At 61.6% G+C, this 25,498-nt stretch carries 28 protein-coding genes; 12 read left to right on the top strand and 16 right to left on the bottom strand.

The window, feature by feature from the left end; all coding sequences use genetic code 11:
• Window positions 1–2 precede the first annotated feature (2 nt).
• The 3 genes from nrdR to glyA all read right to left on the bottom strand — a co-directional run bounded on the left by nrdR (window position 3) and on the right by glyA (window position 2,682).
• Entirely contained in the window at window positions 3–482 is a 480-nt protein-coding gene (nrdR, locus tag NKH52_RS07975) for a transcriptional regulator NrdR (RefSeq protein WP_352729368.1), read from the bottom strand.
• Window positions 483–641: 159 nt separating this feature from the next.
• Window positions 642–1,292: a hypothetical protein gene (locus NKH52_RS07970; protein ID WP_352729366.1), complete on the bottom strand. Its 651-nt coding sequence runs from the start codon at window positions 1,290–1,292 to the stop codon at window positions 642–644.
• A gap of 76 nt (window positions 1,293–1,368) precedes the next feature.
• Window positions 1,369–2,682, bottom strand: coding sequence for a serine hydroxymethyltransferase (gene glyA, locus NKH52_RS07965; protein ID WP_352729364.1), 1,314 nt, complete (start codon window positions 2,680–2,682; stop codon window positions 1,369–1,371).
• A 306-nt stretch (window positions 2,683–2,988) separates the two neighbouring features.
• Here glyA and NKH52_RS07960 point away from each other — a divergent pair, with 306 nt between their 5' ends.
• Both NKH52_RS07960 and NKH52_RS07955 read left to right on the top strand, forming a co-directional pair.
• Window positions 2,989–4,350 carry an AAA family ATPase gene (locus NKH52_RS07960; RefSeq protein ID WP_352729362.1) on the top strand — a complete coding sequence of 454 codons (1,362 nt, stop codon included), beginning with the start codon at window positions 2,989–2,991 and terminating at the stop codon, window positions 4,348–4,350.
• Complete coding sequence (locus tag NKH52_RS07955; protein ID WP_352729360.1) at window positions 4,350–4,850, top strand: hypothetical protein; 501 nt, start codon at window positions 4,350–4,352, stop codon at window positions 4,848–4,850. The genes NKH52_RS07960 and NKH52_RS07955 overlap by 1 nt, the downstream gene beginning before the upstream one ends.
• A gap of 60 nt (window positions 4,851–4,910) precedes the next feature.
• Here NKH52_RS07955 and NKH52_RS07950 read toward each other — a convergent pair whose 3' ends face one another.
• From NKH52_RS07950 to NKH52_RS07925, 6 genes are all read right to left on the bottom strand, one after another.
• Window positions 4,911–6,557, bottom strand: a complete 1,647-nt coding sequence (locus NKH52_RS07950) for a Na+/H+ antiporter (RefSeq protein ID WP_352729358.1) — start codon at window positions 6,555–6,557, stop codon at window positions 4,911–4,913.
• Between the two features lie 140 nt (window positions 6,558–6,697).
• Window positions 6,698–7,951, bottom strand: coding sequence for a L,D-transpeptidase family protein (locus NKH52_RS07945; protein ID WP_023810224.1), 1,254 nt, complete (start codon window positions 7,949–7,951; stop codon window positions 6,698–6,700).
• A gap of 362 nt (window positions 7,952–8,313) precedes the next feature.
• Complete coding sequence (locus NKH52_RS07940) at window positions 8,314–8,712, bottom strand: hypothetical protein (RefSeq protein WP_128305709.1); 399 nt, start codon at window positions 8,710–8,712, stop codon at window positions 8,314–8,316.
• Window positions 8,713–8,888: 176 nt separating this feature from the next.
• Window positions 8,889–9,404, bottom strand: coding sequence for a transcriptional regulator LdtR (ldtR, locus tag NKH52_RS07935; protein WP_008875359.1), 516 nt, complete (start codon window positions 9,402–9,404; stop codon window positions 8,889–8,891).
• 238 nt (window positions 9,405–9,642) lie between these two features.
• A complete protein-coding gene (locus NKH52_RS07930; RefSeq protein WP_023810222.1) occupies window positions 9,643–10,065 on the bottom strand; it encodes a DUF6163 family protein in 423 nt (140 codons plus the stop codon).
• Window positions 10,062–11,105, bottom strand: coding sequence for an enoyl-CoA hydratase/isomerase family protein (locus NKH52_RS07925; protein ID WP_352729355.1), 1,044 nt, complete (start codon window positions 11,103–11,105; stop codon window positions 10,062–10,064). Before NKH52_RS07925 ends, NKH52_RS07930 begins: the two co-directional genes overlap by 4 nt.
• Before the next feature lie 266 nt (window positions 11,106–11,371).
• Between NKH52_RS07925 and NKH52_RS07920 the strand changes: the two genes are divergently transcribed.
• The 3 genes from NKH52_RS07920 (at window position 11,372) to NKH52_RS07910 (ending at window position 14,114) form a co-directional block, all read left to right on the top strand.
• Entirely contained in the window at window positions 11,372–12,130 is a 759-nt protein-coding gene (locus NKH52_RS07920; RefSeq protein ID WP_352729353.1) for a DUF8605 domain-containing protein, read from the top strand.
• A gap of 88 nt (window positions 12,131–12,218) precedes the next feature.
• Complete coding sequence (hemB, locus tag NKH52_RS07915) at window positions 12,219–13,250, top strand: porphobilinogen synthase (protein ID WP_352611696.1); 1,032 nt, start codon at window positions 12,219–12,221, stop codon at window positions 13,248–13,250.
• Window positions 13,251–13,466: 216 nt separating this feature from the next.
• The gene (locus NKH52_RS07910; RefSeq protein WP_352729351.1) at window positions 13,467–14,114 is read left to right on the top strand and encodes a dihydrofolate reductase family protein; all 648 of its coding nucleotides are present in this window, start codon (window positions 13,467–13,469) and stop codon (window positions 14,112–14,114) included.
• A gap of 238 nt (window positions 14,115–14,352) precedes the next feature.
• On the opposite strand, the gene ppk2 is transcribed toward NKH52_RS07910, so the two are convergent.
• The gene (gene ppk2, locus NKH52_RS07905) at window positions 14,353–15,273 is read right to left on the bottom strand and encodes a polyphosphate kinase 2 (protein WP_352721232.1); all 921 of its coding nucleotides are present in this window, start codon (window positions 15,271–15,273) and stop codon (window positions 14,353–14,355) included.
• Between the two features lie 270 nt (window positions 15,274–15,543).
• Here ppk2 and NKH52_RS07900 point away from each other — a divergent pair, with 270 nt between their 5' ends.
• On the top strand, window positions 15,544–16,587 hold the full coding sequence (locus tag NKH52_RS07900) for an aldo/keto reductase (RefSeq protein WP_352729349.1): 1,044 nt from the start codon (window positions 15,544–15,546) through the stop codon (window positions 16,585–16,587).
• A gap of 176 nt (window positions 16,588–16,763) precedes the next feature.
• On the top strand, window positions 16,764–16,922 hold the full coding sequence (locus NKH52_RS07895; RefSeq protein WP_352729347.1) for a hypothetical protein: 159 nt from the start codon (window positions 16,764–16,766) through the stop codon (window positions 16,920–16,922).
• A 66-nt stretch (window positions 16,923–16,988) separates the two neighbouring features.
• On the opposite strand, the gene NKH52_RS07890 is transcribed toward NKH52_RS07895, so the two are convergent.
• The gene (locus tag NKH52_RS07890) at window positions 16,989–17,222 is read right to left on the bottom strand and encodes a DUF982 domain-containing protein (protein WP_244506945.1); all 234 of its coding nucleotides are present in this window, start codon (window positions 17,220–17,222) and stop codon (window positions 16,989–16,991) included.
• A gap of 113 nt (window positions 17,223–17,335) precedes the next feature.
• The gene (locus NKH52_RS07885) at window positions 17,336–18,001 is read right to left on the bottom strand and encodes a GntR family transcriptional regulator (RefSeq protein WP_352729345.1); all 666 of its coding nucleotides are present in this window, start codon (window positions 17,999–18,001) and stop codon (window positions 17,336–17,338) included.
• 170 nt (window positions 18,002–18,171) lie between these two features.
• Between NKH52_RS07885 and NKH52_RS07880 the strand changes: the two genes are divergently transcribed.
• Both NKH52_RS07880 and NKH52_RS07875 read left to right on the top strand, forming a co-directional pair.
• On the top strand, window positions 18,172–19,431 hold the full coding sequence (locus tag NKH52_RS07880) for a multidrug efflux MFS transporter (RefSeq protein WP_352729343.1): 1,260 nt from the start codon (window positions 18,172–18,174) through the stop codon (window positions 19,429–19,431).
• A gap of 32 nt (window positions 19,432–19,463) precedes the next feature.
• A complete protein-coding gene (locus NKH52_RS07875) occupies window positions 19,464–19,838 on the top strand; it encodes a DUF423 domain-containing protein (protein WP_352729341.1) in 375 nt (124 codons plus the stop codon).
• 43 nt (window positions 19,839–19,881) lie between these two features.
• Here the strand turns inward: NKH52_RS07875 and NKH52_RS07870 are convergent, their stop codons facing one another.
• Window positions 19,882–20,031 carry a hypothetical protein gene (locus NKH52_RS07870; protein WP_352729340.1) on the bottom strand — a complete coding sequence of 50 codons (150 nt, stop codon included), beginning with the start codon at window positions 20,029–20,031 and terminating at the stop codon, window positions 19,882–19,884.
• 59 nt (window positions 20,032–20,090) lie between these two features.
• Window positions 20,091–20,234 carry a hypothetical protein gene (locus tag NKH52_RS07865; protein WP_352729338.1) on the bottom strand — a complete coding sequence of 48 codons (144 nt, stop codon included), beginning with the start codon at window positions 20,232–20,234 and terminating at the stop codon, window positions 20,091–20,093.
• A gap of 155 nt (window positions 20,235–20,389) precedes the next feature.
• On the opposite strand from NKH52_RS07865, the gene NKH52_RS07860 reads away from it, so the two are divergent.
• Window positions 20,390–21,469 (top strand): LacI family DNA-binding transcriptional regulator, encoded by a 1,080-nt coding sequence (locus NKH52_RS07860; RefSeq protein WP_352729336.1) that lies wholly within the window; start codon window positions 20,390–20,392, stop codon window positions 21,467–21,469.
• A gap of 2 nt (window positions 21,470–21,471) precedes the next feature.
• On the opposite strand, the gene NKH52_RS07855 is transcribed toward NKH52_RS07860, so the two are convergent.
• The gene (locus tag NKH52_RS07855; protein ID WP_352729334.1) at window positions 21,472–22,704 is read right to left on the bottom strand and encodes an OpgC family protein; all 1,233 of its coding nucleotides are present in this window, start codon (window positions 22,702–22,704) and stop codon (window positions 21,472–21,474) included.
• 202 nt (window positions 22,705–22,906) lie between these two features.
• On the opposite strand from NKH52_RS07855, the gene NKH52_RS07850 reads away from it, so the two are divergent.
• Window positions 22,907–23,575, top strand: a complete 669-nt coding sequence (locus NKH52_RS07850) for an alpha/beta hydrolase (protein ID WP_352729332.1) — start codon at window positions 22,907–22,909, stop codon at window positions 23,573–23,575.
• Between the two features lie 29 nt (window positions 23,576–23,604).
• Here NKH52_RS07850 and NKH52_RS07845 read toward each other — a convergent pair whose 3' ends face one another.
• Window positions 23,605–24,225: a TetR/AcrR family transcriptional regulator C-terminal domain-containing protein gene (locus tag NKH52_RS07845; RefSeq protein ID WP_352729330.1), complete on the bottom strand. Its 621-nt coding sequence runs from the start codon at window positions 24,223–24,225 to the stop codon at window positions 23,605–23,607.
• A gap of 56 nt (window positions 24,226–24,281) precedes the next feature.
• Between NKH52_RS07845 and tet the strand changes: the two genes are divergently transcribed.
• Entirely contained in the window at window positions 24,282–25,493 is a 1,212-nt protein-coding gene (gene tet, locus NKH52_RS07840; RefSeq protein WP_352729800.1) for a Tet(A)/Tet(B)/Tet(C) family tetracycline efflux MFS transporter, read from the top strand.
• The last annotated feature ends 5 nt before the right edge of the window (window positions 25,494–25,498 follow it).

Here is a 25,498-nt window from a genome sequence, read left to right as displayed (position 1 = left end):
GCTCAGCTGGCTTCCTCTTCACCCTTGATTTCGTCGCCCTTGAGTTCGCCCAGCAATTCCTGGAAATCCTTGGCCTCGCGAAAATTGCGGTAGACCGAGGCGAAGCGGACATAGGCGACATCGTCGAGCGATTTCAGCGCTTCCATGACCAGCCGGCCGACCTCGCCGGAGGCCACTTCGGTCTCGCCGGAACTTTCGAGCTGGCGCACGATGCCGGTCACAGCGCGGTCGATGCGCTCGGGATCGACATTGCGTTTGCGCACGGCGATCTCCACCGAACGCAGCAGCTTGTCGCGGTCGAAGGGTACTTTGCGGCCCGATTTCTTGACCACGACGAGGTCGCGCAACTGCACGCGCTCGAAGGTGGTGAAGCGACCGCCGCAATCGGGGCAGACGCGCCGCCTGCGGATCGCAGCGCCATCCTCGGCGGGGCGCGAATCCTTCACCTGCGTATCTTCCGACTGGCAATAGGGACAGCGCATGGAGAAGCCTTTGGTTGGCGAATCTGGTGAAGCGAAAGGCTTAGAGGTTTTTGCAGCGATGGCAAAGTGTCGCCAACAGAGCCCCTCGTCGCACAGAGATAGCGAGGCGCAAGCAGGATTGCCAGCCTCGCCAGGCAGCCGCACAGCGTACCGATGTCCTCAGGGAGCGACGTCGGCGGTCGGAAATCCGCATGATGTGCCGAGACTGCGATAGGCCTTAGTGAAGCCGTCCATGGATATGCTTCCAACCGGCGCGTCGCCGAAGGAGACGTCAAGCACCGATGCCCGCCGCATGGCGCGCAGGAGCGCCAGGCTGGTCTTGGCCTGATTGTCCACGGTCCAGCTGAGCCGGCCGTTGACGGCGCCATCGGAATGGAGTTTTGCGGTGACACGGCCCTTGTCGTCGCCGAAGGTGGCGGCGACGGACTTGCCGGCCGGCAGATCCTTGTTGTCGACGGCGATCGTTACGGACGGGTAGGCATCCGGCGGCAGTGCATCGCCGTTCGTGATGACGAGCGTCAAGGTACCGGGCACGCCGCCCGCGCCGATAAAGGCGGTCGAGGCAGCGCAGGTCTTGCGCAGATCCTCACCGGTGTCGACCTCGTCGACCAGGGTCGACCATCTGCCGAAAGTTTCGAGCTTGGGTGCCGCCTGGGCCGCCGCCGCCGGCTCGGCCTGAGGTGCGGGTTGCGCGGGCGCGGATTGAGCAGAGCCGGTTTGCGCCAAGGCGATGCCGGGGAAAGGCACAGCGATCAAAGCGGCCAAAGCGCCAACGGCACCAAGGTCGGCGAAACGAAATGGTCGCATCATCAAGGCTCCTGCCGGTCGCCCCGGCCTGCTGAAATGACGCTTGTCGTTGCAGCAGGCGGTAGGACTTCCTATCGCGTCAGCCGAGATAGGGATAGAGCGGGAAGCGGTCGGTCAGCGCGACGACCTTGGCCTTGACCGTGGCTTCGACAGCTGCGTTGCCCTCGTCGGAATTGGCCACCTTGAGACCATCCAGAACTTCGGCGATCAGCTTGCCGATCTCGCGGAACTCAGCCTGGCCGAAGCCGCGCGTGGTGCCGGCCGGGGTGCCGAGACGCACGCCGGAGGTGACGAAAGGCTTTTCCGGGTCGAACGGAATGCCGTTCTTGTTGCAGGTGATGTTGGCGCGGCCGAGTGCCGCCTCGGCGCGCTTGCCGGTGGCATTCTTGGGCCGAAGGTCGACCAGCATCAGATGGTTGTCGGTGCCGCCGGAGACGATATCGAGACCGGTTTCCTTGAGACTGGAGGCGAGCGCCTTGGCGTTGGCGGCGACGCTCTCGGCGTAGACCTTGAAGCTCGGCTTCAGCGCTTCACCGAAGGCAACCGCCTTGGCGGCGATGACATGCATCAGCGGGCCGCCCTGCAAGCCGGGGAACACCGCCGAATTCATCTTCTTGGCGATGTCCTCGTCATTGCACAGGATCATGCCGCCGCGCGGGCCGCGCAGCGATTTATGCGTCGTGGTGGTCACGACATGGGCATGCGGCAGCGGCGACGGATGCACGCCGCCGGCGACCAGGCCGGCGATGTGCGCCATGTCGACCATCAGATAGGCGCCGACCGCGTCGGCGATCTCGCGAAACCGCTTCCAGTCCCAGACGCGCGAATAGGCGGTGCCGCCGGCCAGGATCAGCTTCGGCTTGGTCTCGTGCGCTGTCTTCTCAATGGCGTCCATGTCGAGCAGATGGTCGTCCTGGCGCACGCCATAGGAGACGACCTTGAACCATTTGCCGCTCATGTTGACCGGCGAACCATGGGTCAGATGGCCGCCGGAATTGAGGTCGAGGCCCATGAACGTGTCGCCCGGCTGCAAGAGCGCCAGGAACACCGCCTGATTCATCTGGCTGCCGGAATTCGGCTGGACGTTGGCGAAATTGCAGCCGAACAGCTTCTTGGCGCGCTCGATTGCCAGTTCCTCGGCCACGTCGACGAACTGGCAGCCCCCATAGTAGCGCTTGCCGGGATAGCCCTCGGCATATTTGTTGGTCATGATCGAGCCCTGCGCTTCAAGCACGGCGCGGGACACAATGTTTTCCGAGGCGATCAGCTCGATCTCGTGGCGCTGGCGGCCGAGTTCGTTGCGGATGGCGCCGAAAATCTCCGGATCGGCATCGGCCAGCGTGGTTTCGAAGAAGGATTCGAATTTGTTCGACACTGCCGCTGCTGTTGCCATGGCCTGAAATCCTCGGGGTTCGGGGGCTGCGAAGGTTCGCCGCGCCATTAACACAGTTGTTTTCGCCCCGCCACGTTTGCGGCGCGAAATTTGCTGGCCGAATTGCGCCAGCCAAGCCATTCTAAGAGGATTGTACCGTAGGATCTGTTCCTGCGCGGCAAGCCGCGAACTGGTACCGCTTGGCTGGGGTTGTTTTCGTGTATAATCCAGCCACACTCATGTTTGTCGTACTAAAATCATTTCCATTGGTTTCGTATCGCTGCCAAGCTTTTGCGCAGCACAGATCGCGCAACTTCAGGTGATCACATGCTAAACGCCCTCGAGTTCACCAACTTTAAATCTTGGGAAACGGTAAACCTACCTTGCGGCCGCATTACTGGAGTGTTCGGCACAAACTCATCGGGAGAAACAAGCCTGATACAGTTTCTTCTTCTGCTCAAGCAGACAAAGGATGCAACCGATCGTAATATTTCTTTAGAACTTAATGGAGACCTTGTTAAACTTGGAACGTTCAAAGACTCCATTCATCGCCACGACGAGACCCGTTCGATAGATGTCAGAGTTACGTTCGATCTGGATACAGAATTAACTCTTTTGGATCCAAGCGAAAAACGCTCTTCGGCTGTGGCTAGCGGCGCAAAATTGACGCTTGAGACTGAAATTAACGCTTATCAACAGGCACCACGGGCGCGTAGTCTTGCATATACGCTTGGAAATTTTCGATTTAGCTTAGCACCGCGTAAGGCTGAAACCTCAGAATTTGACCTTCGAGCCACGCCGCTGGATGGAAAAGGTGACTTCCGATTCGTTCGCACTAGCGGCCGGAAGTGGCAGCTACCCGGACCGATCAAATCCTATGCCTTTCCCGACCAAGCCCGGACCTACTTCCAAAACGCAGGATTTTTGGCGGACCTGGAAGCTGCCTATGAGGCTGAGTTTGATAAGATTTACTATCTAGGACCACTCCGCGAATTTCCCCAACGGGACTATCTTTGGGCGCGTTCTCGTCCAACCGATGTTGGCAGAAGAGGTGAAAAGGCTGTCGACGCCATACTCGCCGCTACCGAGGCCTCAGAGACCCGAAACCTTAAGGTCAAAGCTCACCATAAGCCGTTTCAAGAAATGATTGCCCATTGGCTGCGAGAGATGGGGCTGATAGAGGAATTTCGAGTCAAGGAGATCGGCGAAGGATCCAATCGTTGGCAAGCCCTTGTTAAAACTCGCGCAGGTGCAAGCGAGGTTTTGCTGACTGATGTCGGCTTTGGCGTATCACAAGTTCTTCCTGTTGTTACACTTCTTCAGTATGTTCCAGAAGGCTCCACGGTGATTTTGGAGCAACCAGAAATTCACCTGCATCCACTAGCCCAGGCAGGCCTCGCGGATGTCATTATTCAAGCCGCTACACATCGGCGGGTACAGGTAATTCTTGAAAGCCATTCGGAGCACCTGTTGTTGCGCCTTCAACGTCGTATCGCGGAGGAGTCCATCTCGGCCAATGATGTGAAGCTCTATTTCTGCGATGCGCAGAAAGGAGATTCACATCTGACGGAACTGGAGGTCGATCTTTTTGGAAATATTCTCAATTGGCCGGACAGATTTATGGGCGACGCTTTCAACGAAACCGCGAAAGCCGAGCTAGCTCGTCTTAAGCGAATGAAGGCTGCCTAATGAGCCGGCATGTGGTGGATACCAACGTACCTATCGTTGCCAATGGTCGACCGTCTCCAAACGACAACCAAATGCCTTCGGTTGATTGTCGTATCGCTGCGGTAGTTTTCCTTCAAAAATTGCTCAAATCTGGAAAGGTACTTGTAGATTTAGCTGGCGAGATTCAAACCGAGTACCGCAACCATCTGAATGCAAGGGGCCAACCAGGTGTCGGTGACAGGTTCTATCAAGAGGTGTTAAATAGCGCGCCACAGCGGATCGAAAGAATTGAATTGTCCAAACGGGACGACGGCGAATATGCTGATCTTCCTCAGGCCGTTATTGATGCGAATTTTGACATAAGCGACCGAAAGTTTGCTGCTTTGGCAAGGCGCGAGAATGTGGCTGTCGCCAATGCTGTCGATAGCGATTGGCTGAACCATCGCGCAACGCTTGAAGGCAATGGCATCAGCCTCATGTTCGTATGTGGTTGCGATCGGACTAAATGGTTCATCGACTGACCTGACGAATGCCTCGAGTTCGCCGCCTTTGCCCATGATCGGCTGCAACCAGAATACAAGCTATTTCCTCGCCTTGCGGCCTCTCAGCAAGGCCTCGGTGAGCGTGATCTCGGTAAACAGCGCCTGCGACGTGTGGTCGTTGATCTCGCCCCGGCGAAACATGGCGCGTACGGCCTCGCGCTCGGCTTCGATGCCCGCAAATCTCAGCTCGAGTTCCAGCCTTCCGGCTTCGCGCGCCTCAGCGCGGGCCTCATCGGCTTCGTCCGAGGCGGCGATGCGGCGCCGGTAGCCGGCGACGATGCTGTCGGCGGCGGCAAGCCTGGCGCCGGGCACCTCGCCTCCCTCATCATCAGCGGCTCCGGCAATGCTCTCGATGCGCGCGATTGCCGCCTTGGCGGCGCCGACGCGCGCCAGGCGCTCCTCGGCGGCGCCGGCATCCTCGCCGGGCTCGACCAGCCCCCTGGCGATCGTCGGCAGAGCGAGGCTGGCGATGACCAGCGAGCAGATGATGACGCCGGCGGCCAGAAAAATGACCAGGTCGCGCGCCGGAAAAGGCGAGCCGTCCGGCATGGCGAGCGGAAGTGACAGGATGCCGGCCAGCGTGATGGCGCCGCGCACGCCGGCCACCGAACCGGCCAGCCGCACGCGCAGCCCGAACGGCTCCGCCTTGCGCTTGCCCAGACGCGCGGCGATGCCGGCCGCAATATCGCCCACCCAAATCCATAGGAACCGCAACGCGATCAGGCACAGCGTCAGCGCGATGACGGTCGCGATCGGCTGGATGATCGGGTGCAGGCTCATGAGTTCCGGCGGCACATGGCGGATGATGTCGGGAAGCTGCAGGCCGAGCACGATGAAGAGAGCGCCGTTGAAAACGAAGGAAAGCGTCGTCCACAGCGACATCGTCTGCATGCGCGCCGAGACACCGAGGAAGCGAAACACGCCGGAGCCGCCGGTGAGCAGGCCGGCGGTAACAGCCGCCAGGATGCCGGAAGCTCCGACATGCTCGGCGCCGAGATAGGCGATGAAGGGCAGCAGGACCATCACCAGCACCTGCGCCTCGGCCGGCACGCCGCCGATCCGGTTGAGCAGTTGCAGCAGCTTGGCGGCAACGAACAGCGCCGCCACGCCGATCAGGATGCCGGCAGCCACGGCATAGAGAAAACTGAGCGAAGCCGCGGCAAGGGAAAAGCTGCCGGTCAGCACCGCCGCGACTGCAAAGCGGAACATGACAAGCCCCGACGCATCGTTGAGCAGCGACTCGCCTTCCAGAATGTGCATCAGCCGCGCCGGGACGACATTTCTGTCGACGATCGAGGACACGGCCACCGCGTCGGTCGGCGACAGCACCGCGGCGAGCGCGAAAGCGACCACCAGAGGGATGCTCGGCACCAGCCAATGCAAAGCGTAGCCGAAGCCGACGATGGTGAAGAAGACCAGCCCTATGGCCAGATCCAGGATCGGTCCGCGCAGCGCCATCAGTTCACGCTTCGGTGCGCCATAGGCATCGCCGAACAGCAGCGGCGGAATGAACACCAGCAGGAACAGTTCCGGATTGATCTCGACATGGATGCCGCGCACCGGCGAGGCGAGCGCGGCACCGATCGCAATCTGCAGCACCGGCAACGGCACCCGCACCAGGCGAACCAGAGCGCCGGAAAGCGCCACGAAGACGAGCACGACCAGAATGAAGACGGCGACTTCCATGGTCCGGTTCCAGGCTTTCCCGCCGACCATGCGCAAAGCCGGCCGATCCGTCCAGCCGCCCGTCCCGTGAAAAACACCGCGGCACCCAATCAATAAAAAGGCCGCCCTGAGAGGCGGCCTTTTAGATAAGAATCAAATGCTTACAGCGCAGACGTGATCTGCAGTTCGTTGTTGCCATCAAGCGCGTAGACGTCGTCGCGGAACTGCACCACGCCCGGACCGGTCGACCAGGCCGAGAGATAGAGGAAGTGGACCGGCACCGGATTGGTGACCTGGATCGGTGTGTTTTCACCGGTCTTGATCGCCGCCTCGAAATGCTGGCGATCCCAGCCGGGCGTGTCGCGCAGGATCCAGGTGACGAGGTCGCGCACATTCTGAACGCGCACACAGCCCGAGGAATCGAAACGCAGCATCTTGCCGAACAGGCTCTGCTGCGGCGTGTCGTGCATGTAGACGCCGTCAGGGCTCGGGAAATTGATCTTCACCGAGGCCATGGCGTTTTCCGAGCCGGGATCCTGGCGGAAACGGTACTTGGCGGCGTCGTCGGTCGACCAGTCCACATTCATCGGATCGACTTCGCTGCCATCGGGCGCGAACAGGCGGATGTGGCTGTTCTTGAGATAATCGGGATTTTTCCGCATCAGCGGAATAATGTCCTTGCGCACGATCGAGACGGGCGCGTTCCAGTATGGATTGACGATGATCTCGTTGATCTTGGAATTGACGATCGGCGTCTGCCGGTCGATCTTGCCGACGATCGCGGTGTGGCGAAGCACGACGCGGTCGTTCTCGACGGCTTCGACCTGCGCTGCCGGAATGTCGACCAGCACGTAGCGGCTGCCCAGCGTGCCGGCCTTCTCGCGCAGCCGTTGCAGATTGGTCTGCAGCTGGCCGAGCCGGATCTGCGCCGAAACGTTCATCGCCGCATAGGTGTATTTGCCGAGCGCACCATCGGCAGGCAGACCGTGGCGCAGCTGGAAGCGCTTGACCGCCGAGTCGACATAAGAATCGAAAGCCGTCGAAATGCCGGCGCTCTGCGACAGGTCGCCGGAAACCATCAGCCGCTTGCGCAACGGCACCACATCGGGATCATCAACGCCAAGCTGCAGCTTCTTGGTCGCGGGAACCTCGACCCAGCCACCCTGCCCGACAATGTTCTGGTATTGCCCGACCGCCTGTTCCGTGAAGGCGACGGTCTGCGGGCTGAAGATCGGCAGCGTCGAGGCCACCTTGCCGCCCTCGCTGGCGCGGGCGTCGAACTGATCGTCCCAATTGCCGCGCGCTGAGGATTTCAGGATATCACCGATCACATCTTGCGCATTGGCGCCGCCGGCGACCACCGCTGCTGCGAGCGCGGAGGCTCCGGAGAGGAAAAAACGACGGCTGGTTCTCATGGACGTTCCAGACATTTGTAGCAGTTCGATCACTTGCTGCGTTGATCACCGGGCGATCTCGCCCGCACTGTAAAATTGGCAATCTTAACAATTAGCCAACCATGCTCCGTATCACCTTGGTGTGACAGCGCCCAGGCGCGATACGGATTGCGGGTGAACGCATGGTCTTCACACCAGCATCACTGCCACTCTCGGTTCCATTGGAATATGGCGGCAACGTGGCCTTGGCCCGCGATTTGCATCGGGCGCCGCAGCGAAATGAAAGGCCCGTGCTTTTTCGGTATCGATCGGCATCCTTGATCGCGTCAAGCAGACGGCGGTTCGGCCGCTCCACGAGACGCGCTGCCTATCCTCACGATCCCTCAGTGTGAGGTTTCAACCTTTGGGCCCGGACCTGGCTTCGCCTTCAATTCCGAACATCGTTGCAACACCTCATGCTGGGGGTAGCGCAGAACTTTGTTGTCCTCTAGTTTGAGCAGCAGCTCCCGCCTCTTGTCTGTGCTCTCGCCATCCGTACACGTCATATCCAGGATGACGACATCCAGGCGGTTGATCTTCTGAACCTTGTCCAACGTGCAGCGGACCTCCCACATCTCCATTGCTTTGTCGGTAAACGTCACTATCGAGTCATTGTTGTCACAGGGCTCGCTGCCTTCCCCAGCGAAAGAGTCCTTCCACCACTCCTCGGCAAAAGCCGTTTGCGAGACCAACAAAAGCACTGCGGCAACCGAGCAAATCTTCGAGCGTTTTCCCTCACCCATAACGCGCCCCTCCAGCCCGTGACATTAGGCACTGCTGCAGCGAAAGCAAACCTGGCCGGATATTTGGGCTTTGGGATCAGGAAAAGAAAAGGCCGATGCCTTTCGGCACCGGCCCTGACTGAAGGTCGAAATTTCGGCCGCGCTTCTATGACGCGGGCCGGATCCGATGCGGCGCCTTACATCCGGTAGGCGATGGTGTCGTTCCAGAAGCGGTCGAGCCGCTGCAAAGCGCGGTTCATCTGCTTGAACTCGTCGGTGTTGATGCCGCCGACCTGTTCGATCGAGCCGACATGACGCTCGTAGAGGCCGGCAACGACCTCCGCCACCTCGTTGCCCTTCGGCGTCAGCGAGACACGGACCGAACGGCGGTCGATGCGCGAGCGCTGGTGGTTGATGAAGCCGAGATCGACCAGCTTCTTCAGATTGTAGGAGACGTTCGAGCCGAGATAGTAGCCACGCGAGCGCAGCTCACCGGCGGTCAGCTCGGAATTGCCGATGTTGAACAGCAGCAGCGCCTGGATGGCATTGATGTCGGAACGGCCGTTGCGGTCGAATTCGTCCTTGATCACATCAAGCAGGCGGCGGTGCAGCCGCTCAACAAGCTGCAGCGATTCCATGTACAGGGAACGGATAGCCTCGCGGCGATCGTCGGATACGTTGGCGGTCTTCGCCGCCGGACGCGAATTGATCATTGTCTTTGCCTCTCGTTTGTCGCCCTGGTGATTTTTTGTTTTTCACCTTGATCGCGACACTATCGAATACTCATAAAATTCGACTTAAACGCTAGGGCTAACAAGAGCTTACCGGTAAGAGGTTTCGCAAGAGGCTTAACGAACGGTCACCCGAGCAAGGATAATTAACCTAAAGATTTCGGCAACGATTGCGGGGCTCATTCGAGGCGACAGCGGGGCCGCCAATGTGCTCAAGGGCTTAGTGGCGGACCGGGCGCTTCTGCAGGTAGATGACGACGCGGAAGACAATGTAGAGCACCGCCACCGCCGCATGCGAGACGACAATCAGCAAGCGATGGCCGAATAGCTCGGGAAAGCCGGCATACATGACCGTCTCGGTCACCGCGCAAATGAACCAGATCACCGGGCCCCAGGACGCCAGCATCCACAGGCCGGCAGCGGCAAAGGGGAAGAACACGGCAAGCACCACCGCCGCGACCTGCCAGTGCACGGGCATCAGGTCGAACCGCCACAGCGTACCCGGATAAAAGCCGATCAACCTGATCCAGTAGAGAATGCCGAACAGCAGACAGTAGCCCGATATGACGCGCTGGAACCAGGCGAAGATCACCTCCACCCCGGAGGGCTGGAGCACGACGCGCCTCGAGGTCACCTCGCTCATATCAAGAGTTCCCGTTCGCCGAGCGGGGCGAAATAGGCGTCGACATCCGCTTCGCTGACCGCAGCGAGGCTTGCCGGCCGCCATTGCGGCTTCGAGCCCTTGTCGATGATGGCGGCGCGGATACCTTCGTAGAAATCATGGCCGGCGAGCATCCGATTGAGGATGCGGAACTCCATTTTCATGCAGGCTTCCATGGACAGCGTCAGTCCGGCGCTGATCTGCCGCCAGGCGACGCGCAGGCTGGTCGGCGAGCGGGTGCGGATCGTCGCCAGTGTCTTTGCCGCGAACTCATCGGCGGCGGCCGCACGCTCGAGGCTGTCGATGACGCGGTTCAGGGACGGTTGCGAAAAATGGCGGACAATCGCCTCCAGCGTCGGTCTGTCGGTTTCTCGCCTTGCCTGCACGAAGAAGCCGCGCAGCACCGATTCCGGATCGCCGGTCAGTGTCAGCCGGTCGAGGAAGCCAGCCTGGTCCTCGGCCTTGATGGTGTGGGTGGCCAGCCCCGACCACAGCGCATCGCCATAGCGGATGCGATTGCCGGTCAGCGCCAGATACATACCGAAGGAGCCGCCGAGGTCAGGCAGCAGGTGGCTGGCGCCAACATCCGGAAAGAAGCCGATGCCGACTTCCGGCATGGCAAATTGGGCATTCTCGGTCATCACCCGGTGCGAGCCGTGGAAGGAGATGCCGACACCACCGCCCATGACGATGCCGTCAATCAAGGCCACGTAAGGTTTCCTATAACTGTTGATGCGGGCGTTGAGGCGATATTCGTCGGCGAAGAACTCGACCGGCGGTTTTCCCGCCCGGCCTGTCTCATAGACATGCAGGATATCGCCGCCGGCCGAAAAGGCCCTGCCCTCTGCCTTGACGACGATGACGTCGATGCCCTGGTCGGCCTCCCAGGCGGAAAGAGCAGCGTCGAGCGCCCCGATCATGCGGTGTGTCAAGGCATTGAGCGCCTGCGGCCGCGTCAAGGTGACGACGCCGGCCCGGCCCAGATGTTCGAAGCGGATCTCGTCGCCTCCGCCAAAATCCATCGTGAAAGAATCCCTCTCCCGGCCGCCGGGACTGAAGTGCTAAAGCGTGGTGCATGGCTGCGTCAATGGCGAGCACACCGGTGCAAGCTCTGGCCCGAACCAGGAGCCGGTACTAAAAATCGAGCTGCAATACTGAAAAACTGGATAGAGTTCATTGCAGCGCAGCTCTGGCGGGTCTTCAAATGGGACGATTGTTCATGACTCGATTTTCGCACCTTGCGTGGGTGGCAACTGGGCTGAGCATCGGCTTGGCTGTTCACCCTGTCATGGCAACGACTTTGGAAGACCTCTACAGTTCGCAGACCATCGTCAACGGCAAGTACGAGAAGAACCGCCAGTCCGGCTTCAAGCGCTGTCTCGACGCGGTTCTGGTGCGGGTTTCCGGCGATCAGCGCCTGCCGGCGAAACCTGAAATGACGGTATTGCGTGATAAGGCCGGCAGCTTCGTCGCTGGCTTTCGCTACCGCGACCGCATGGAAGGCATTCCCAACCATGACGATCAGGGCACGTACGATCGGCCTCATAATCTTTACTGCCAGTACAAGCCGGCTGACATCGACCCGGTGCTGGCTTCGCTCGACAGCAGGCCGTGGCTGACCGAGCGGCCACGGCTGGCGGTGTTTTTGGTGACCGAGCGCGGCCCAAGGCATGCCGCGCTCGATGCCAATGACGAGCGTGGCATGCCGATGCGCGAATCGTTCGGCAATGCCGCCGTACCGCTGGCCATGCAGGTGGCTTTTCCCACGGCGGCGCAGCTGGCGCAGGCCGGATTGGACGATCGGGCGCTTCGCAATGCCGAGATGACGAAGCTCGACACACTCGCGAAGAAGGCCGGCGCCGACCAGGCGCTTTCCGGCAGTCTCATCTGGAGCGACAAGGAACTGGGCTGGATCGCCGACTGGCGACTGGCCATGGCCGGCAAGACCTACATCTGGCAGGTGCGCGGTGTCGGCTTCGACGAAGCTTTCCGTGTCGCCATCAGGGGCGCAGCACAGATTCTGTCAGGCAATGGGCAACCCGAATAGACCTCGACCGCGTCGCTGGCACAATCGTGCCGCATTGGTCAGCGGCGGGAGCTCGTGGTAAAAGCCTGCCCGAACGAGAGTATTGGCGATGAACAAATTCACCCCCGCAAAGCCCGCCGGCGCGCGCGGCGTCGACGAGATCACCGGCAGCCGCCGTCTGCGCCGCATGCGCAAGGCCGACTGGTCGCGCCGTCTAGTGCAGGAGAACCGGCTCACGGTCGACGACCTGATCTGGCCGATCTTCGTCGTCGAGGGCAAGGGTGTCCGCGAGCCGATCGCCGCCATGCCCGGCGTCTTCCGCCTGTCGATCGATCTCGCCGTCAAGGAGGCCGAGCGCGCGGCAAAACTCGGCATTCCGGCACTCGCCACCTTCCCCAATGTGGACATCTCGCTGCGCGACCAGACCGGCTCGCACATCCTCGATCCCAACAATGTCATCAACCGCGCCACCCGTGCGATCAAGGATGCGGTGCCGCAGATCGGCATCATCACCGACGCAGCGCTCGACCCGTTCACCAGCCACGGCCATGACGGCATCCTGCGCGACGGCATCATCGTCAACGACGAGACAGTGGAACAGGTGACCGCCGCTGCTGTCATCCAGGCGGCCGCCGGTGCCGACATCATCGCGCCGTCCGACATGATGGACGGCCGCATCGGCGCCATCCGGGACGCGCTTGACGCCAATGGTTTTCAGGACGTCGCGATCATGTCCTATGCGACCAAATTCGCCTCGGCCTTCTACGGTCCCTATCGCGAGGCGGTGGGCACCGCCGGTCTGCTCAAGGGCGACAAGAAGACCTATTACATCGACCATGCCAATTCCGACGAAGCGGTGAGAGAGGCCGAACAGGACATTGCCGAGGGCGCCGACATGCTGATGGTCAAGCCCGGCCTGCCCTATCTCGACATCATCCGGCGGCTGAAAGACGAGTTCCAGATGCCGACCTTCGCCTACCAGGTGTCGGGCGAATATTCGATGATCAAGGCGGCAGGCGCCAATGGCTGGATCGACGGCGAGAAGGCAATGCTGGAATCGCTGCTCGCCTTCAAGCGCGCCGGCTGCGACGGCATTTTGACCTATTTCGCGCCCGAAGTGGCGGAGCTGCTCAAGGGGTAATTTCTCTTTCCGACGATGACCGGTCGCGGCAACCAATGTCGGCGAATCCGCTTCTACATCCCTACCAATTTCCGGCTCCGGCCGGGGAATCCATAGCGGGGGTCGCTTGACCCCTAGCCTGGGCTTCGTTCGAGCTTGAAATACCGCTTGCAATTCACAATCAGTTTGATACAAACAACTGCTTGCAAAATACAACTGGTTATCGAGGAGGCTCGCATGTCCAAACTTCGCGTCAACGCTTTCACCCTGTCGCTCGACGGCTATGGCGCCGGTCCCGATCAGGATCTGCAAAATCCTCTCGGCGTCGGTGGGGAATCCTTGCACAAGTGGTTTGTCGACACCCGCACCTTCCGTGAGATGGTTCTCGGACAAGGTGGCGGCACCACCGACGTCAACGAGGCGTTCGCGGCGCGCAGCTTCGCAAATGTCGGCGCCTGGATCCTCGGCCGAAACATGTTCGGACCGATCCGCGGCGAATGGCCTGACGACAGCTGGAAGGGCTGGTGGGGCGACAACCCGCCGTACCACGTGCCGGTTTTCGTGCTGACCCACCACAAGCGCGAACCGATCGTCATGGAGGGCGGCACAACCTTTTACTTCATCACCGACGGCATCCATTCGGCGCTTGAACAGGCAAAAGCGGCGGCTGACGGCAAGGATGTGCGGGTCGGCGGCGGCGTCGACACCATCCGGCAATATCTGCAGGAGAAGCTGATCGACGAGATGCATCTGGCGATCGCGCCGGTGCTGCTGGGCACGGGCGAGAACCTTTTTACCGGCCTCGACATGCTCAAGCTCGGTTATGTCTGCAACGAGCAGGTGGCGACGCCGCTCGCCACGCACGTCATCATCAAGCGGGCGTAGTTACAGCTCTTTCTCCCCGTCACTATACGGGGAGAAATGCCCGGCAGGGCAATGAGGGGCGGCGCCAGCCAGCCGAATAGTATGGCGCCGAAAACGCCATCGAGGGCAATATAACAGCAGAATAGCGCTCTGCCAGCATTGCGAATTTTTCAGACTCAACGGCCGAAGTCGGCGCCGCCCCTCATCCGCCTGCCGGCACCTTCTCCCCGTATAGAGACGGGGAGAAGGGAGCGATCCATCAATACTTCTCCGGCACGTAAAGCTCGCGCGGCAGCACTTGGCGTTCGTATTCGGGGTTGAAGACGCGCTCCGGCAGCGTGATCTCCTCGTGCGGCACCTCCTCGTAGGGCAATTGCTTGAGCAGATGGTCGATGCAGTTCAGCCGCGCGCGCTTCTTGTCGTTGCCCTCGACGATGAACCAGGGCGCTTCCGGGATGTTGGTGCGGGCGAAGGTCTCTTCCTTGGCCTTGGTGTATTGCTCCCAGCGCACGCGCGACTGCAGGTCCATCGGCGACAGTTTCCACTGCTTCATCGGATCATGGATGCGCATCAGGAAGCGCATCTGCTGTTCCTCGTCGGTGATCGAGAACCAGTATTTGACCACGGTAATGCCCGAGCGGACCAGCATGCGCTCGAACTCCGGCACGTCGTGAAAGAATTCTTCGACCTGATCGGGCTGGGCAAAACCCATCACCCGCTCGACGCCCGAGCGGTTGTACCATGAGCGGTCGAACAGCACGATCTCGCCGCCGGCCGGCAGATGCGGGACATAGCGCTGGAAATACCATTGCGACTTTTCGCGCTCGGTCGGCGCCGGCAGTGCCACAACACGGCAGATGCGGGGGTTGAGCCGCTGGGTGATGCGCTTGATGACACCGCCCTTGCCGGCCGAGTCGCGTCCCTCGAAGATCACCACCAGCTTCTTCTTGTGGTAGGCGACCCAGGACTGCAGCTTGATCAATTCGGACTGCAGGCTGATCAGGTCGCGAAAATATTGCATGCGATCGATCGAAGGCGGATGCGAATTCTTGTAGATCTTGGCGATCTCCATCGACAGCGCCGGCTCCGACATTTCGAGTTCATAGTCTTCGTCGAGCGTGTCGGCGAGTTCGGCTTCAAGCCAATCCCTGGCCGCAGAATTCTGTTTTAGCTCGGTCATTATCGGCTGCTCCACTTGCAAGCTCTCTCGATCGGCGCCCCAAACTCCCGGCTTACAGCCCGGAACGGCAACGCCTGAGCCGACTTCAATATAGGCCCGCAATGACGGTTTTATTGCAGCCTGACCTGATCGCCACCACTGCAAAAACCCGCGAGGCATGATCGATCCGCCGCCCTGGCATGGAGACATACCGCGCAAATTGTCCTACAAATAGCAGCCACATTCGGGCGCCCTTCCCAACCCCTTCTCAATGCAATCGCGAGGACCGACATGGAATACCGCACTCTCGGCCGTTCCGGCCTGAAAGTATCGACGCTGACCATGGGCACCATGACGTTCGGTGGCGCCGGCGCGTTTTCGGCTGTCGGCAAGACCGACCTCGACGAGGCGCGCCGGATGATCGACCTCTGCATCGACGCAGGCATCAATGTCATCGACACCGCCAATGTCTATTCGAACGGCATGTCGGAAGAAATCATCGGCGAAGCGCTCGGCGGCAAGCGCAAGGGCGACGTGCTGATCGCCTCCAAGGCACGGATGCGGATCGGCAAAGGTCCGAACGATGAAGGCCTGTCGCGCCATCACCTGATCCGCGAATGCGAGAAGAGCCTGAAACGGCTCAGGACCGACGTCATCGACATCTACTTCCTGCACGAATGGGATGGCGTGACACCGCTGGAGGAAACCATCGCCGCGCTCGACATGCTGGTTGCCCAGGGCAAGATCCGCTATGTCGGCTGCTCCAACTATTCCGGCTGGCAGGTGATGAAGGCGCTCGGCATCAGCGACAGCCATCATCAGCCGCGCTTCGTCACGCAGCAGATCCATTACACGCTGGAAGCGCGCGAGGCGGAGTACGAACTGCTGCCGATTTCGGTCGACCAGGGGCTGGGTGTTCTGGTCTGGAGCCCGCTTGCCGGCGGATTGCTGTCCGGCAAATACCGCCGCGACAGCCCCACCGCCCGTCAACTCGCCGGCTGGTCGGAACCACCGATCCGCGACGAGGACCGGCTGTGGCGGATCGTCGATGTGCTTGTCGAGATCGGCGCGCAGCGCGGCGTGTCGGCAGCGCAGGTGGCACTGGCCTGGCTGCTTGGCCGGCCGTCCATCAGTTCCCTGGTGATCGGCGGCAGGACCGAAACGCAGTTCCGGGACAACATCGCGGCGGCAAGCCTGGTGCTCGCCGCCGAGGAACGCAGTCGCCTCGACGCGGTCAGCCGGCCGCCCTTGCTCTATCCCTACTGGCACCAGCAGCTGACGGCAAAGGACCGTTTTGGTGCCGCCGATCTGGTGATTGACCGAAGCGGCATCTGATCAGCAAATCGATGGTGATAGGTATTGGCCACCGCAATGATGGGCCTGGCCGCTTGATTGCGACGCGCATCTTGCAAGCCTGGCCCTCATCGACGCACTATCGCTTCAGCTGTTGTGTTTGACGGCTAATGCTCCTAGGCAGGACCAGAGCCGCGAGGCAGTGAAAAGGAGCCGATATGGCGCGACCACCAAATTACGATCAGGAACGCAAGGAACGCGACCGCCAGAAGGCGGCCAAGAAGGCCGAGAAGCTGGCAGCCAAGGTTGCAGCGAGGGAACGTTCGAAGCCCGAAGACGAGACTGAAGCTGAAGCCGAAACCGAAACGGCAAAGTGACGGCAAACGGCCCGCAGATGCGGGCCGCGCCTCAATTCGGATTGCCGCCCCGGATGTCGCCTTGTGTCAGGCCGGCGCCTTGTCGCTGACGAACACGTCCACTTCGCGTGCTGCCGCGATGAAGGCGCGCCTGGCGTTCATCGCCGGCTTGTCGCCGGCCAGTGCGTCATGGCAGGCCTGCAGGGCCGCGCGATGCTTGGGGCTGCGCTTGCCGGGCCAGCTGTTGAGGAGGTAGTCGGAAGCCTCACGCGCCGTGCGCAAGAGCTGAGTGCTTCCCGCCGCGACTGACTTCACAGTCACAGGTGTTTCAAATCGGTTGTTTTCCATGGCCGCTCCTTACGCCATCGGCGTCTGCGAAGCGAGGCGAAAGTGCGCATTCGTCCAGACGCCGCTTTGCGCCCCTTCATCCACTCTTAAGCAGCAACGACGGCAAAGCCTCTGGCGCGAAGACCGCGCCGATCGTTGGCGAGCGACGTCACCAGCCGGTCGCGGCTGCCGACGATGTGGACCGACAGCAGGCGCGCGGCTTCATCGGCGTCGCCAAGGCGCGTGGCCGCCAGAATGGCGCGATGTTCAGCCCAGGCGCGGGCAAGGGCCGCTTCGTCGCGAACCTCCAGCCAGCGCGCCCGCGACAGGCGCGTCATGGCATCGCGCACCGCCCTAAACAGGAATTCATTGCCCGACAGACGCGCCAGTTCGGTGTGAAAATCCATGCCGACGCGATGCCATTCCTCGCGCGGCGTGTCGTTGTCGCAGGACTTGAGCATCGCCTCGATGACATCGACGGCGCTCCGGTCCGCCAGGCTGCATGTCAGGCGAAGCGCCGCAACCTCGACCGCCTCCCTGTAGACGGCGATCTGCTCGAGTTCAGCCAGATTGATCGGCGACACCGTCCAGCCACGTCCGTCCCTGCCGACCAGGCCCTCGGTCTCAAGCCGCAGCAGTGCTGCCCTGACCGGGGTTCGCGACGCGCCGAAGCGGCTCTCGATCCAGCGCTCGGTCAGCTTCTCGCCGGGACCGATCTCGAGGCCCAGGATCATTTGCCGAAGCTGTTTCTCGACGCTCTGCATCTGCGACATTTTTGCTCCCGGTTTCCGGTCGTTATGGCTTCGGACCGTTTGACGACGATCACATTTGAGGTTGCATTGACAGCGGCCAAGCTTGCGTCCATGACGTGCACCATCTTGGTATCCCAAATTGGTATCCGCAGCAACCATCGATAAAGAGTTGCTGGGACAGGACATATGACATGCAGCAGAGCACGCCCCCGGCGACCGACAGCACCTACAACATCCACTGGCGGCGCAACCTGTTCGTGTGCTTTGCCGGCTCGTTCTCGACGCTTGTCGCCATGACGCTGCTTTTGCCGTTCCTGCCACTCTATATCGAGCAGCTGGGTGCCGAGGGCCACGCGGCGATCGTGCAATGGTCGGGGATTGCCTATGGCGCGACGTTCTTCGCGGCGGCGCTGGTGGCGCCGCTCTGGGGACGTCTCGGCGACCGCTACGGCCGCAAGGTGATGCTGGTTCGCGCCAGCTTCGGCATGGCCATATGCATGTCGCTGACCGGCATGGTGCAGACGGTCTGGCAACTGGTGCTGCTGCGGCTGCTGATCGGTTTTGCCGGCGGCTATTCCTCGGGATCGACCATCCTCGTCGCCATGCAGACGCCGAAGGAGCGTTCCGGCTGGGCGTTGGGCCTGCTGTCGGCCGGTATCACGGGTGGGGCTCTGGTCGGTCCGCTGGTTGGCGGCGCACTGCCGCCGCTGATCGGCATCCGCGCCACCTTTCTCCTCTCCGGCGGCGTCATCTTCCTGGCGTTCCTGGCGACCACGTTTCTGATCAAAGAGAATCCCCGGCCGAAACCGGCAGACGCCGCGTCGAAGCAGAAGCAGAAAGGCGGCTGGGCGCAAATCCCCGACAAGCGGCCTGTCGTCGCCATGCTGGCGACCGGCATGCTGTTGAGCTTCGCAACCATGTCGATCGAGCCGATCATCACCGTCTACGTGCAGCAGCTCATCGAGGACCAGAGCCGCGTCACGCTGATATCAGGCGTCGTCATGTCGGCGGCGGCCCTTGGCGCCATCCTGTCGGCCTCGCGTCTCGGCAAGCTCGCCGACCGCATCGGCCACTGGAACGTCATCATCGGCGCGCTTGCCGTCTCGGCGCTGCTGCTGATCCCGCAGGCCTTCGTCACACAAAGCTGGCAACTCATCGGCCTGCGTTTCCTGATGGGCCTGGCGCTGGGCGGGCTCTTGCCCTGCATCACCAGCGTGATCCGCCACAATGTTCCCGATGGGGTCGGCGGCAATGTGCTCGGGTTGTCGATTTCCGCCCAGTATGTCGGGCAGGTCGCCGGCCCCCTGCTGGGCGGCTTTGCCGGTGGTCATTTCGGCATGCGCTCGGTGTTTCTGGGCACATCCATCTTGATGGCCGGAGGCGCGGTGTATAACTGGCTGGCACAGTCGCGACGCGAGCAGGACATGCTGGCTAACCCCGGCAAGCCCTGAGGCGTGTCCTCAAACGTCACGGAGCCACGGACATGAGCACGGCCGAGCAATTTTCCGGCACCAACAGCCGTATCCTCGTCCTGGCCGGAGGCCTCTGTGGTGCGGCCGGCGTGGCGCTGTCGGCCGCGGCGGCGCATCTGGGCGGCGCCTTCGTCGGCACCGCCGCATCCTTCCTGATCATGCATGCGCCGGTCTTCCTCGCCGCCGGATTGCTTGGCGCGAATCGGATCCTGCGCATCGGCAGCCTGATCCTGCTGGTTGGGCTCCTGCTGTTCTGTGGCGATCTGCTGGCCCGCGATTTCATCGGGTCGCGGCTGTTCCCGCTGTCGGCGCCGATCGGCGGCACGCTACTCATTGCCGGCTGGCTGGCGATCGCTGCCTCGGCGCTGGTGCGCGTGCGTCCCTGACGCCTCGGCGCGCCCGCCGGCACCAAACGTCAAAGCGTGGCCGTTAGTCCTGCCGGCGCTCGGGCTGGATGAGCAATTCGCGATTGCGCCGCCGCAGCTTGGCCAACCAGAGCTCTTGCGGCCTTTTAGAAGCCGGCGCGATGCCCCAATAGTTGCGGTAGATGTCTTCGAACAGATAGCTGACGGGATGCATGATGGCTTCCTTTAGAGTCTTGAATCGATCCAATCGACAGGCGCGAAAACCGACCCCGCTCAGCTCCGCTTGCGCTCCACAAGGAACCGCCACTCGCGAACCCATGGGCTGGCTTTGCCGCGGCGCTTCTGCGTCGTGGTGTTCGACGAGATGCTCCAGTCGTGGCGGTAAATGTCTTCGAACAGAAAATTGACGGGATGCATGGCACAACTCCCCTGAATACCCTGAATCGATCCAATTCAAAGAATCATCACTCACTTGGATCGATTCAAATATACGCCTTGGCGAGGCTGCGATCAAGTCAAAATTTGAACCGATCCAACGAAAGTGTTAGATGGGAGGAATTCAGGAGACGAAGATGGCGCCATTTATCTCTACAAAGACAAGACCGGTCCGGCTGGCGGACATCGCCAAGGCGGCCGGCGTGTCGCACGGCACCGCGTCCAACGTGTTCGCCCGTCCGGAGATCGTGCGCGAGGAGGTCCGCGAGCGGGTCAAGGCGGCAGCCGAGGCCATGGGATATGGCGGACCGGATCCCAAGGGCCGGCTGCTGCGCGCCGGCAAGGTCAATGCCATCGGTGTCGCGACCGCCGAGCCGCTGTCCTATTTCTTCGACGACCCTTTCGCCCGGGTGATGATGGCCAGCATCTCACAGGCTTGCGATGCGACCGGTGCTGGGATTTCGCTGGTCTCCGCAGCCAACAACGAACAGCTTGCCTGGAACATACAGAGTGCGCTTGTCGATGGCTTCATCGTCTTCTGCGTCGACGGCGGGTCAAAGCTGGTCGAACTGGCGCGCGACCGCAAGCTCCCCTTCGTTGCGCTCGATCTCGATTCAGACGACGACGACGCGGTCGCCGCCATCGGTGTCGACAACATCGCCGGGGCCGGCCTGGCGGCTCGACATCTGACCGAGCTTGAGCATCGTCGCTTTGCCGTGCTTGCCCTGCCCGTCGCGGACTCCGGCTTCGGCCCCACCACAAGGGAGCAGATGGAGAAGGCCCTCTATTCCGGGACGCGCGACCGCCTGCGTGGCTATTTCGCGGAACTCTCACGCGTCGACATCGACGTCGAGCGTGTGCCGATCTACGAAACCGTCAATGACGAGGAAAGCGTGTGGGCCGGCCTCGATCATATTTTCGCCGGCGCCGAGACCCCGACTGCCATCCTGGCTATGTCAGACAGGATGGCCTTGCATGCATTGGACTGGCTGCGGCAGCGTGGCATTACGGTACCGGGCGACGTTTCGATCGTCGGCTTCGACGGTGTTCCGGAAGGAGCGGTTTCCAGTCCGCCGCTGACCACGATCGTCCAGCCGATCGCCGAGATGGGCCGTCTTGCCGTCAAGGCGATCCTTGAAAATGATGGCTCGTTCAGCCGGCAATCGCTGCCGGTCCAACTCGTGGTGCGAGCTTCATCCGGCCCCTCGCCCGCCTAAGCTCAACGGCCCATTCTTGTCGCCATGGTCGGCATCGCGAAGGATGCAGCATGGACGGGCGGTGCGGCGTGAGCCGGCCTGCTTTTGGCGGACCAGCCAAGTCCCGAAAGCCATTCGAGATAGTAGGCAAGCGCGAACTGCATGACGATGCCGGCCGATATCAACAGGCTGTCATAGGCAAATCCGCCCGGATTGATCAGCTTCAGCACCTGCGCCGCCATCGCGAGCACCGTGCCGGCAATGAAAACCGGCAACGATCGTTTGCCCAATATGGCAAGCGGATGATCGCGCCCGGTGCGAAACAGGTTTGAGATGGCGGGGAATGCCACGATCAGGTAGCTCACCGCCAATATATGCAGCAGCCTCGGCAGCGACAGAAACGTCTTGTCGAAGCCGGTCAGCACCGGAGGCAGGCCAAACCAGGAGATATGCCCCCAAAGCGGGCTGTGCACCCAGACCAGCGCGGTTGCGGTGTAGGCCAAGGCAGCGCCAACCAGCCAGCGATTGACCGGGATGATGCCGCCGCGACGCACATGCAGCGTGCCTGCCAGGCCGATGTTGAAAAGGAACTGCCACGACAGCGGGTTGAGAAACCAGAAGCCGGGCTCGGGATAGTTGGGTGGGGCAATCTGATAAATCCCCGCGACCAGCCACAGAGCGCCGGATGCCGCCAGTGCCAAGACCGGCCGATAGCTGACAATGAGCAGGAACACCGGCGTCAGCAAGAGCAGCACCGCATAGACGGGCAGTATGTTGTTGTAGCCGAGTTGGTGGCCGAGCGTCACGATGCCGATCAGCACCTGCGGCGTATTCTTGATCAACGGCTCGATGTTGATCATCATCAGAAGCTCCGGCCGCCTGACGAACACTGCCGCCGCGCAGAAGATGGCCATCACCACCATGGTGGTGACGATGTGGGCGGCATAGAGGACACCGGCGCGGCGCCACATCGTCAACGTTGCCAGCAGCCGGTTTCCAGGTTGGAATTTCCTGCCATAGGCAAGTGCGACCGAGATGCCGGAGATCAGTACGAAGACTTCCGCCGCATCGGAAAAGCCGAAATTCTTGTAGGTCAGATACTCGAAGGCGGTACCTGGCACATGGTCGACATAGATGGTCAGCAAAGCGAGAGCACGGAGCACGTCTATGCGCGTGTCGCGCTCAGTGCGATCCGGGACACGCGACTCGCGGTCTGGGACACGCGCATCGCGGTCCGGGGAAATCTGGGTGGTCATCGACAAAAAGGCCTCAAAGCTGGTTGTTCATACCGGGCAATGCGGCCCCCGGCGCACCGCTTCGATTCCTCCCGAAGGAATGTTATCGGCGGAGAAACGGACTGTAATGCGCCCGGTTCAATCAACTTTCGCGGAGCTTGAAAATATTGCGTTTTGAAGCCGGCAAATTGAGCGAAACCTCATATAATCAAGAGGATGCGCGATGATCGGAGAGACCTCACAAGATGGTGCGCTGCGGCGTGATCTGGCCTTCAGCTACCGGCTTTACAGCCCGGCGGATTCAACCGGCGAATGTCTCTTCCTGCTGCATGGATCGGGTGTCGACGAGACGACATTGGTGCCGCTGGCACGAGAGATCGCACCGCGGGCCAAGCTGATCGCGGTGCGTGGCCGCATTGTCCAGGAGGATGGTTTCCGCTGGTTCGGGCGCATCACGCCGACGCGCTTCGAACAGCACAGCATCCGCACCGAAACCGATGCCTTTGCGGGCTTCGTCGCCGACGCGGCCACACGCCACCATCTCGATCTCTCACGCGCGACGTTCCTCGGCTATTCGAATGGCGCCAATCTGGTTTCGAGCCTGATGCTGCTGCATCCGGGTCTTATAGAGCGCGCCGCACTGCTGCGGCCGATGCCGGTGCTCGATGAGGTGCCGGCGACGGATCTGTCAAAGGTGCGGGTGCTGATGATCGCCGGCGCCACCGACCTCACCTATGCGCCTTTCGCCCCTGCTCTGGTGACATTGCTCAGCCAGCATGGCGCCGAGATCGACGCCAGGATTGTCCCGTCAGGTCATGAATTCGGCAGCGTCGACGCCGCAATCGTCAGGCAATGGCTGTCGGGATCGGCAGCGGTGGCGACGGCAGGCTGACAGGCCTTCCAAGCGAATCTCGGTTTCGATCAGCGCTCGGCCGCCATCCGGGCCTGCGCCCCGGCAATCAGCAAAGCAAGCCCGCTTTCGAACAGCGCTTCGTGGCCGCCGGCGCGATAGTGAACCAGGGTTTGGCGCAGAAGCGGGTAATCCTGCGCCGCCGCATCCAGAGCCTCGCCGCGCCCAGGGCCGGGTGGATATTCGGCCTGCTCTTCCAGCACGCAGCCGACAGTGTAGCGCCCGATCGTCATCTGCAATTCCATTGCAACGATGGCGGGCAAGCCCTGACCGCCGAAAAACTCCAGCAACCGCTCGACATGCCCGAGTTCTTGCGGATCGGCTTCCGTGCCGGCGTGGACACGTGCCCCGTCCCGATAGGCGACCAGTGCGCTGCGGAAACTGCGGGCGTTGTTGCCGACGTAATCCTGCCAGGTCTCGCCCGGCCGCGGTGTTCGATGTCCATGGCCGCGCCGCAGGATTTCCTCGTTCATGGCGTCGAGCAAGGCGCGCTTGTTTTTGAAATGCCAGTAGAGCGCGGGTTGCTGCACCTTCAGCCGTTCGGCCAGCAGCCGGGTCGATAGCGCATCGATGCCTACCTCGTTGAGCAGTTTTAGCGCTTCGTCGACGATCAGCGTCCTGTCGAGTTTCATCATTTCTCTCCAACTTGCATGCTTAATTTATCAGTGATAAACGTTCCTTATCAACGATAATTTCTGAGAATACGGTCATGAAGAGAGCCTATCCCGTGGTGCTCATGGCGATGGCGCTCGATGCCGTCGGCATCGGGCTCATCATGCCGGTGCTGCCCGGCCTGCTGCGCCAGGTCGGCCATGTCGATGATATCGGCTGGATCTTCGGTGCGTTCCTGGCCGCCTATGCCGCCATGCAATTCCTGTTCTCGCCGCTGCTCGGGGCCTTGTCCGATCGCTACGGCCGCCGGCCGGTGCTGCTTTTGTCGCTCGCTGGCGCCATGGCCGACTATCTGTTCATGGCGTTCGCCCCGACATTGCCGCTGCTTTTCGTCGGGCGCGTGATCGCCGGCATCACCGGCGCCAGTATGGCGGTCGCGTCGGCCTATATCGCCGACATTACGCCGGAGGGGCGCCGCGCCCGCAGTTTCGGCCAACTCAGTGCCGCGTTCGGCGTCGGTTTCATCGCCGGTCCGGCCCTTGGTGGCATACTCGGCGATATCTGGTTGCGGGCACCGTTCCTGGCCGCGGCCGTGCTCAACGGTCTCAACCTGACGCTGGCCTTTTTCCTGTTGCCGGAGCCACCGCGCGCCGAAGGCACGCGGGAAGCCATCTCGCTCAATCCACTCGCGCCCTTGCGTTGGGCGCTCACCTTTCCGGCACTGCTGCCGCTGATAGGCGCCTTTGTCATCCTCGGCCTGGTCGGCGAGGTCGGCGGAACCATCTGGGTGCTCTACGGGCAGGACAAGTTCGGCTGGAACCTGTTCACCATAGGCATTTCGCTGGCGCTGTTCGGGCTCTTCCATGCCGGCGCTCAAGGCTTCGTCGCCGGACCGATCGCCGAACGCTGGGGCGAGAAACGGGCGCTTGTCGTCGCCCTCGGCGCCGACAGCACAGCCTATGTGTCGATCGCACTGGCCACGCAAGGCTGGATGGCGTTCGCGCTGCTGCCGCTGTTCTGCCTCGGCGGCATCGGCGTGCCGTCGCTGCAATCGCTGCTCACCGCACGTGTCGGCGAGGACCATCAGGGCCGTTTGCAGGGCGTTCTCGCCAGCATGACCAGCCTTGCCTCGGTGTTCGGGCCGCTGATCATCAGCATGACTTACTTTCACACGCGCAGCGTCTTTCCAGGGCTGGTGTGGATCGCTGGGGCCGCGCTTTATTTGCTTTGCTTGCCGTTGCTCTCCGCCGGGCTGGCCCGGCGGGTAGAGGCATCCGCCGCCGAATAGACTGT

The sequence above is a fragment of the Mesorhizobium sp. M1066 genome, from assembly GCF_040318635.1.
Taxonomy (GTDB): Bacteria; Pseudomonadota; Alphaproteobacteria; order Rhizobiales; family Rhizobiaceae; genus Mesorhizobium.
Note: the sequence above shows the minus strand (reverse complement) of the source record. Positions and strands in the feature narration are given on the sequence as shown.

Coding starts and splice junctions, on each gene's coding strand:
- nrdR (WP_352729368.1), bottom strand. CDS start 482: ATGCGCTGTCCCTATTGCCAGTCGGAAGATACGCAGGTGAAGGATTCG.
- NKH52_RS07970 (WP_352729366.1), bottom strand. CDS start 1,292: ATGATGCGACCATTTCGTTTCGCCGACCTTGGTGCCGTTGGCGCTTTG.
- glyA (WP_352729364.1), bottom strand. CDS start 2,682: ATGGCAACAGCAGCGGCAGTGTCGAACAAATTCGAATCCTTCTTCGAA.
- NKH52_RS07960 (WP_352729362.1), top strand. CDS start 2,989: ATGCTAAACGCCCTCGAGTTCACCAACTTTAAATCTTGGGAAACGGTA.
- NKH52_RS07955 (WP_352729360.1), top strand. CDS start 4,350: ATGAGCCGGCATGTGGTGGATACCAACGTACCTATCGTTGCCAATGGT.
- NKH52_RS07950 (WP_352729358.1), bottom strand. CDS start 6,557: ATGGAAGTCGCCGTCTTCATTCTGGTCGTGCTCGTCTTCGTGGCGCTT.
- NKH52_RS07945 (WP_023810224.1), bottom strand. CDS start 7,951: ATGAGAACCAGCCGTCGTTTTTTCCTCTCCGGAGCCTCCGCGCTCGCA.
- NKH52_RS07940 (WP_128305709.1), bottom strand. CDS start 8,712: ATGGGTGAGGGAAAACGCTCGAAGATTTGCTCGGTTGCCGCAGTGCTT.
- ldtR (WP_008875359.1), bottom strand. CDS start 9,404: ATGATCAATTCGCGTCCGGCGGCGAAGACCGCCAACGTATCCGACGAT.
- NKH52_RS07930 (WP_023810222.1), bottom strand. CDS start 10,065: ATGAGCGAGGTGACCTCGAGGCGCGTCGTGCTCCAGCCCTCCGGGGTG.
- NKH52_RS07925 (WP_352729355.1), bottom strand. CDS start 11,105: ATGGATTTTGGCGGAGGCGACGAGATCCGCTTCGAACATCTGGGCCGG.
- NKH52_RS07920 (WP_352729353.1), top strand. CDS start 11,372: ATGGCAACGACTTTGGAAGACCTCTACAGTTCGCAGACCATCGTCAAC.
- hemB (WP_352611696.1), top strand. CDS start 12,219: ATGAACAAATTCACCCCCGCAAAGCCCGCCGGCGCGCGCGGCGTCGAC.
- NKH52_RS07910 (WP_352729351.1), top strand. CDS start 13,467: ATGTCCAAACTTCGCGTCAACGCTTTCACCCTGTCGCTCGACGGCTAT.
- ppk2 (WP_352721232.1), bottom strand. CDS start 15,273: ATGACCGAGCTAAAACAGAATTCTGCGGCCAGGGATTGGCTTGAAGCC.
- NKH52_RS07900 (WP_352729349.1), top strand. CDS start 15,544: ATGGAATACCGCACTCTCGGCCGTTCCGGCCTGAAAGTATCGACGCTG.
- NKH52_RS07895 (WP_352729347.1), top strand. CDS start 16,764: ATGGCGCGACCACCAAATTACGATCAGGAACGCAAGGAACGCGACCGC.
- NKH52_RS07885 (WP_352729345.1), bottom strand. CDS start 18,001: ATGTCGCAGATGCAGAGCGTCGAGAAACAGCTTCGGCAAATGATCCTG.
- NKH52_RS07880 (WP_352729343.1), top strand. CDS start 18,172: ATGCAGCAGAGCACGCCCCCGGCGACCGACAGCACCTACAACATCCAC.
- NKH52_RS07875 (WP_352729341.1), top strand. CDS start 19,464: ATGAGCACGGCCGAGCAATTTTCCGGCACCAACAGCCGTATCCTCGTC.
- NKH52_RS07870 (WP_352729340.1), bottom strand. CDS start 20,031: ATGCATCCCGTCAGCTATCTGTTCGAAGACATCTACCGCAACTATTGG.
- NKH52_RS07865 (WP_352729338.1), bottom strand. CDS start 20,234: ATGCATCCCGTCAATTTTCTGTTCGAAGACATTTACCGCCACGACTGG.
- NKH52_RS07860 (WP_352729336.1), top strand. CDS start 20,390: ATGGCGCCATTTATCTCTACAAAGACAAGACCGGTCCGGCTGGCGGAC.
- NKH52_RS07855 (WP_352729334.1), bottom strand. CDS start 22,704: ATGACCACCCAGATTTCCCCGGACCGCGATGCGCGTGTCCCAGACCGC.
- NKH52_RS07850 (WP_352729332.1), top strand. CDS start 22,907: ATGATCGGAGAGACCTCACAAGATGGTGCGCTGCGGCGTGATCTGGCC.
- NKH52_RS07845 (WP_352729330.1), bottom strand. CDS start 24,225: ATGAAACTCGACAGGACGCTGATCGTCGACGAAGCGCTAAAACTGCTC.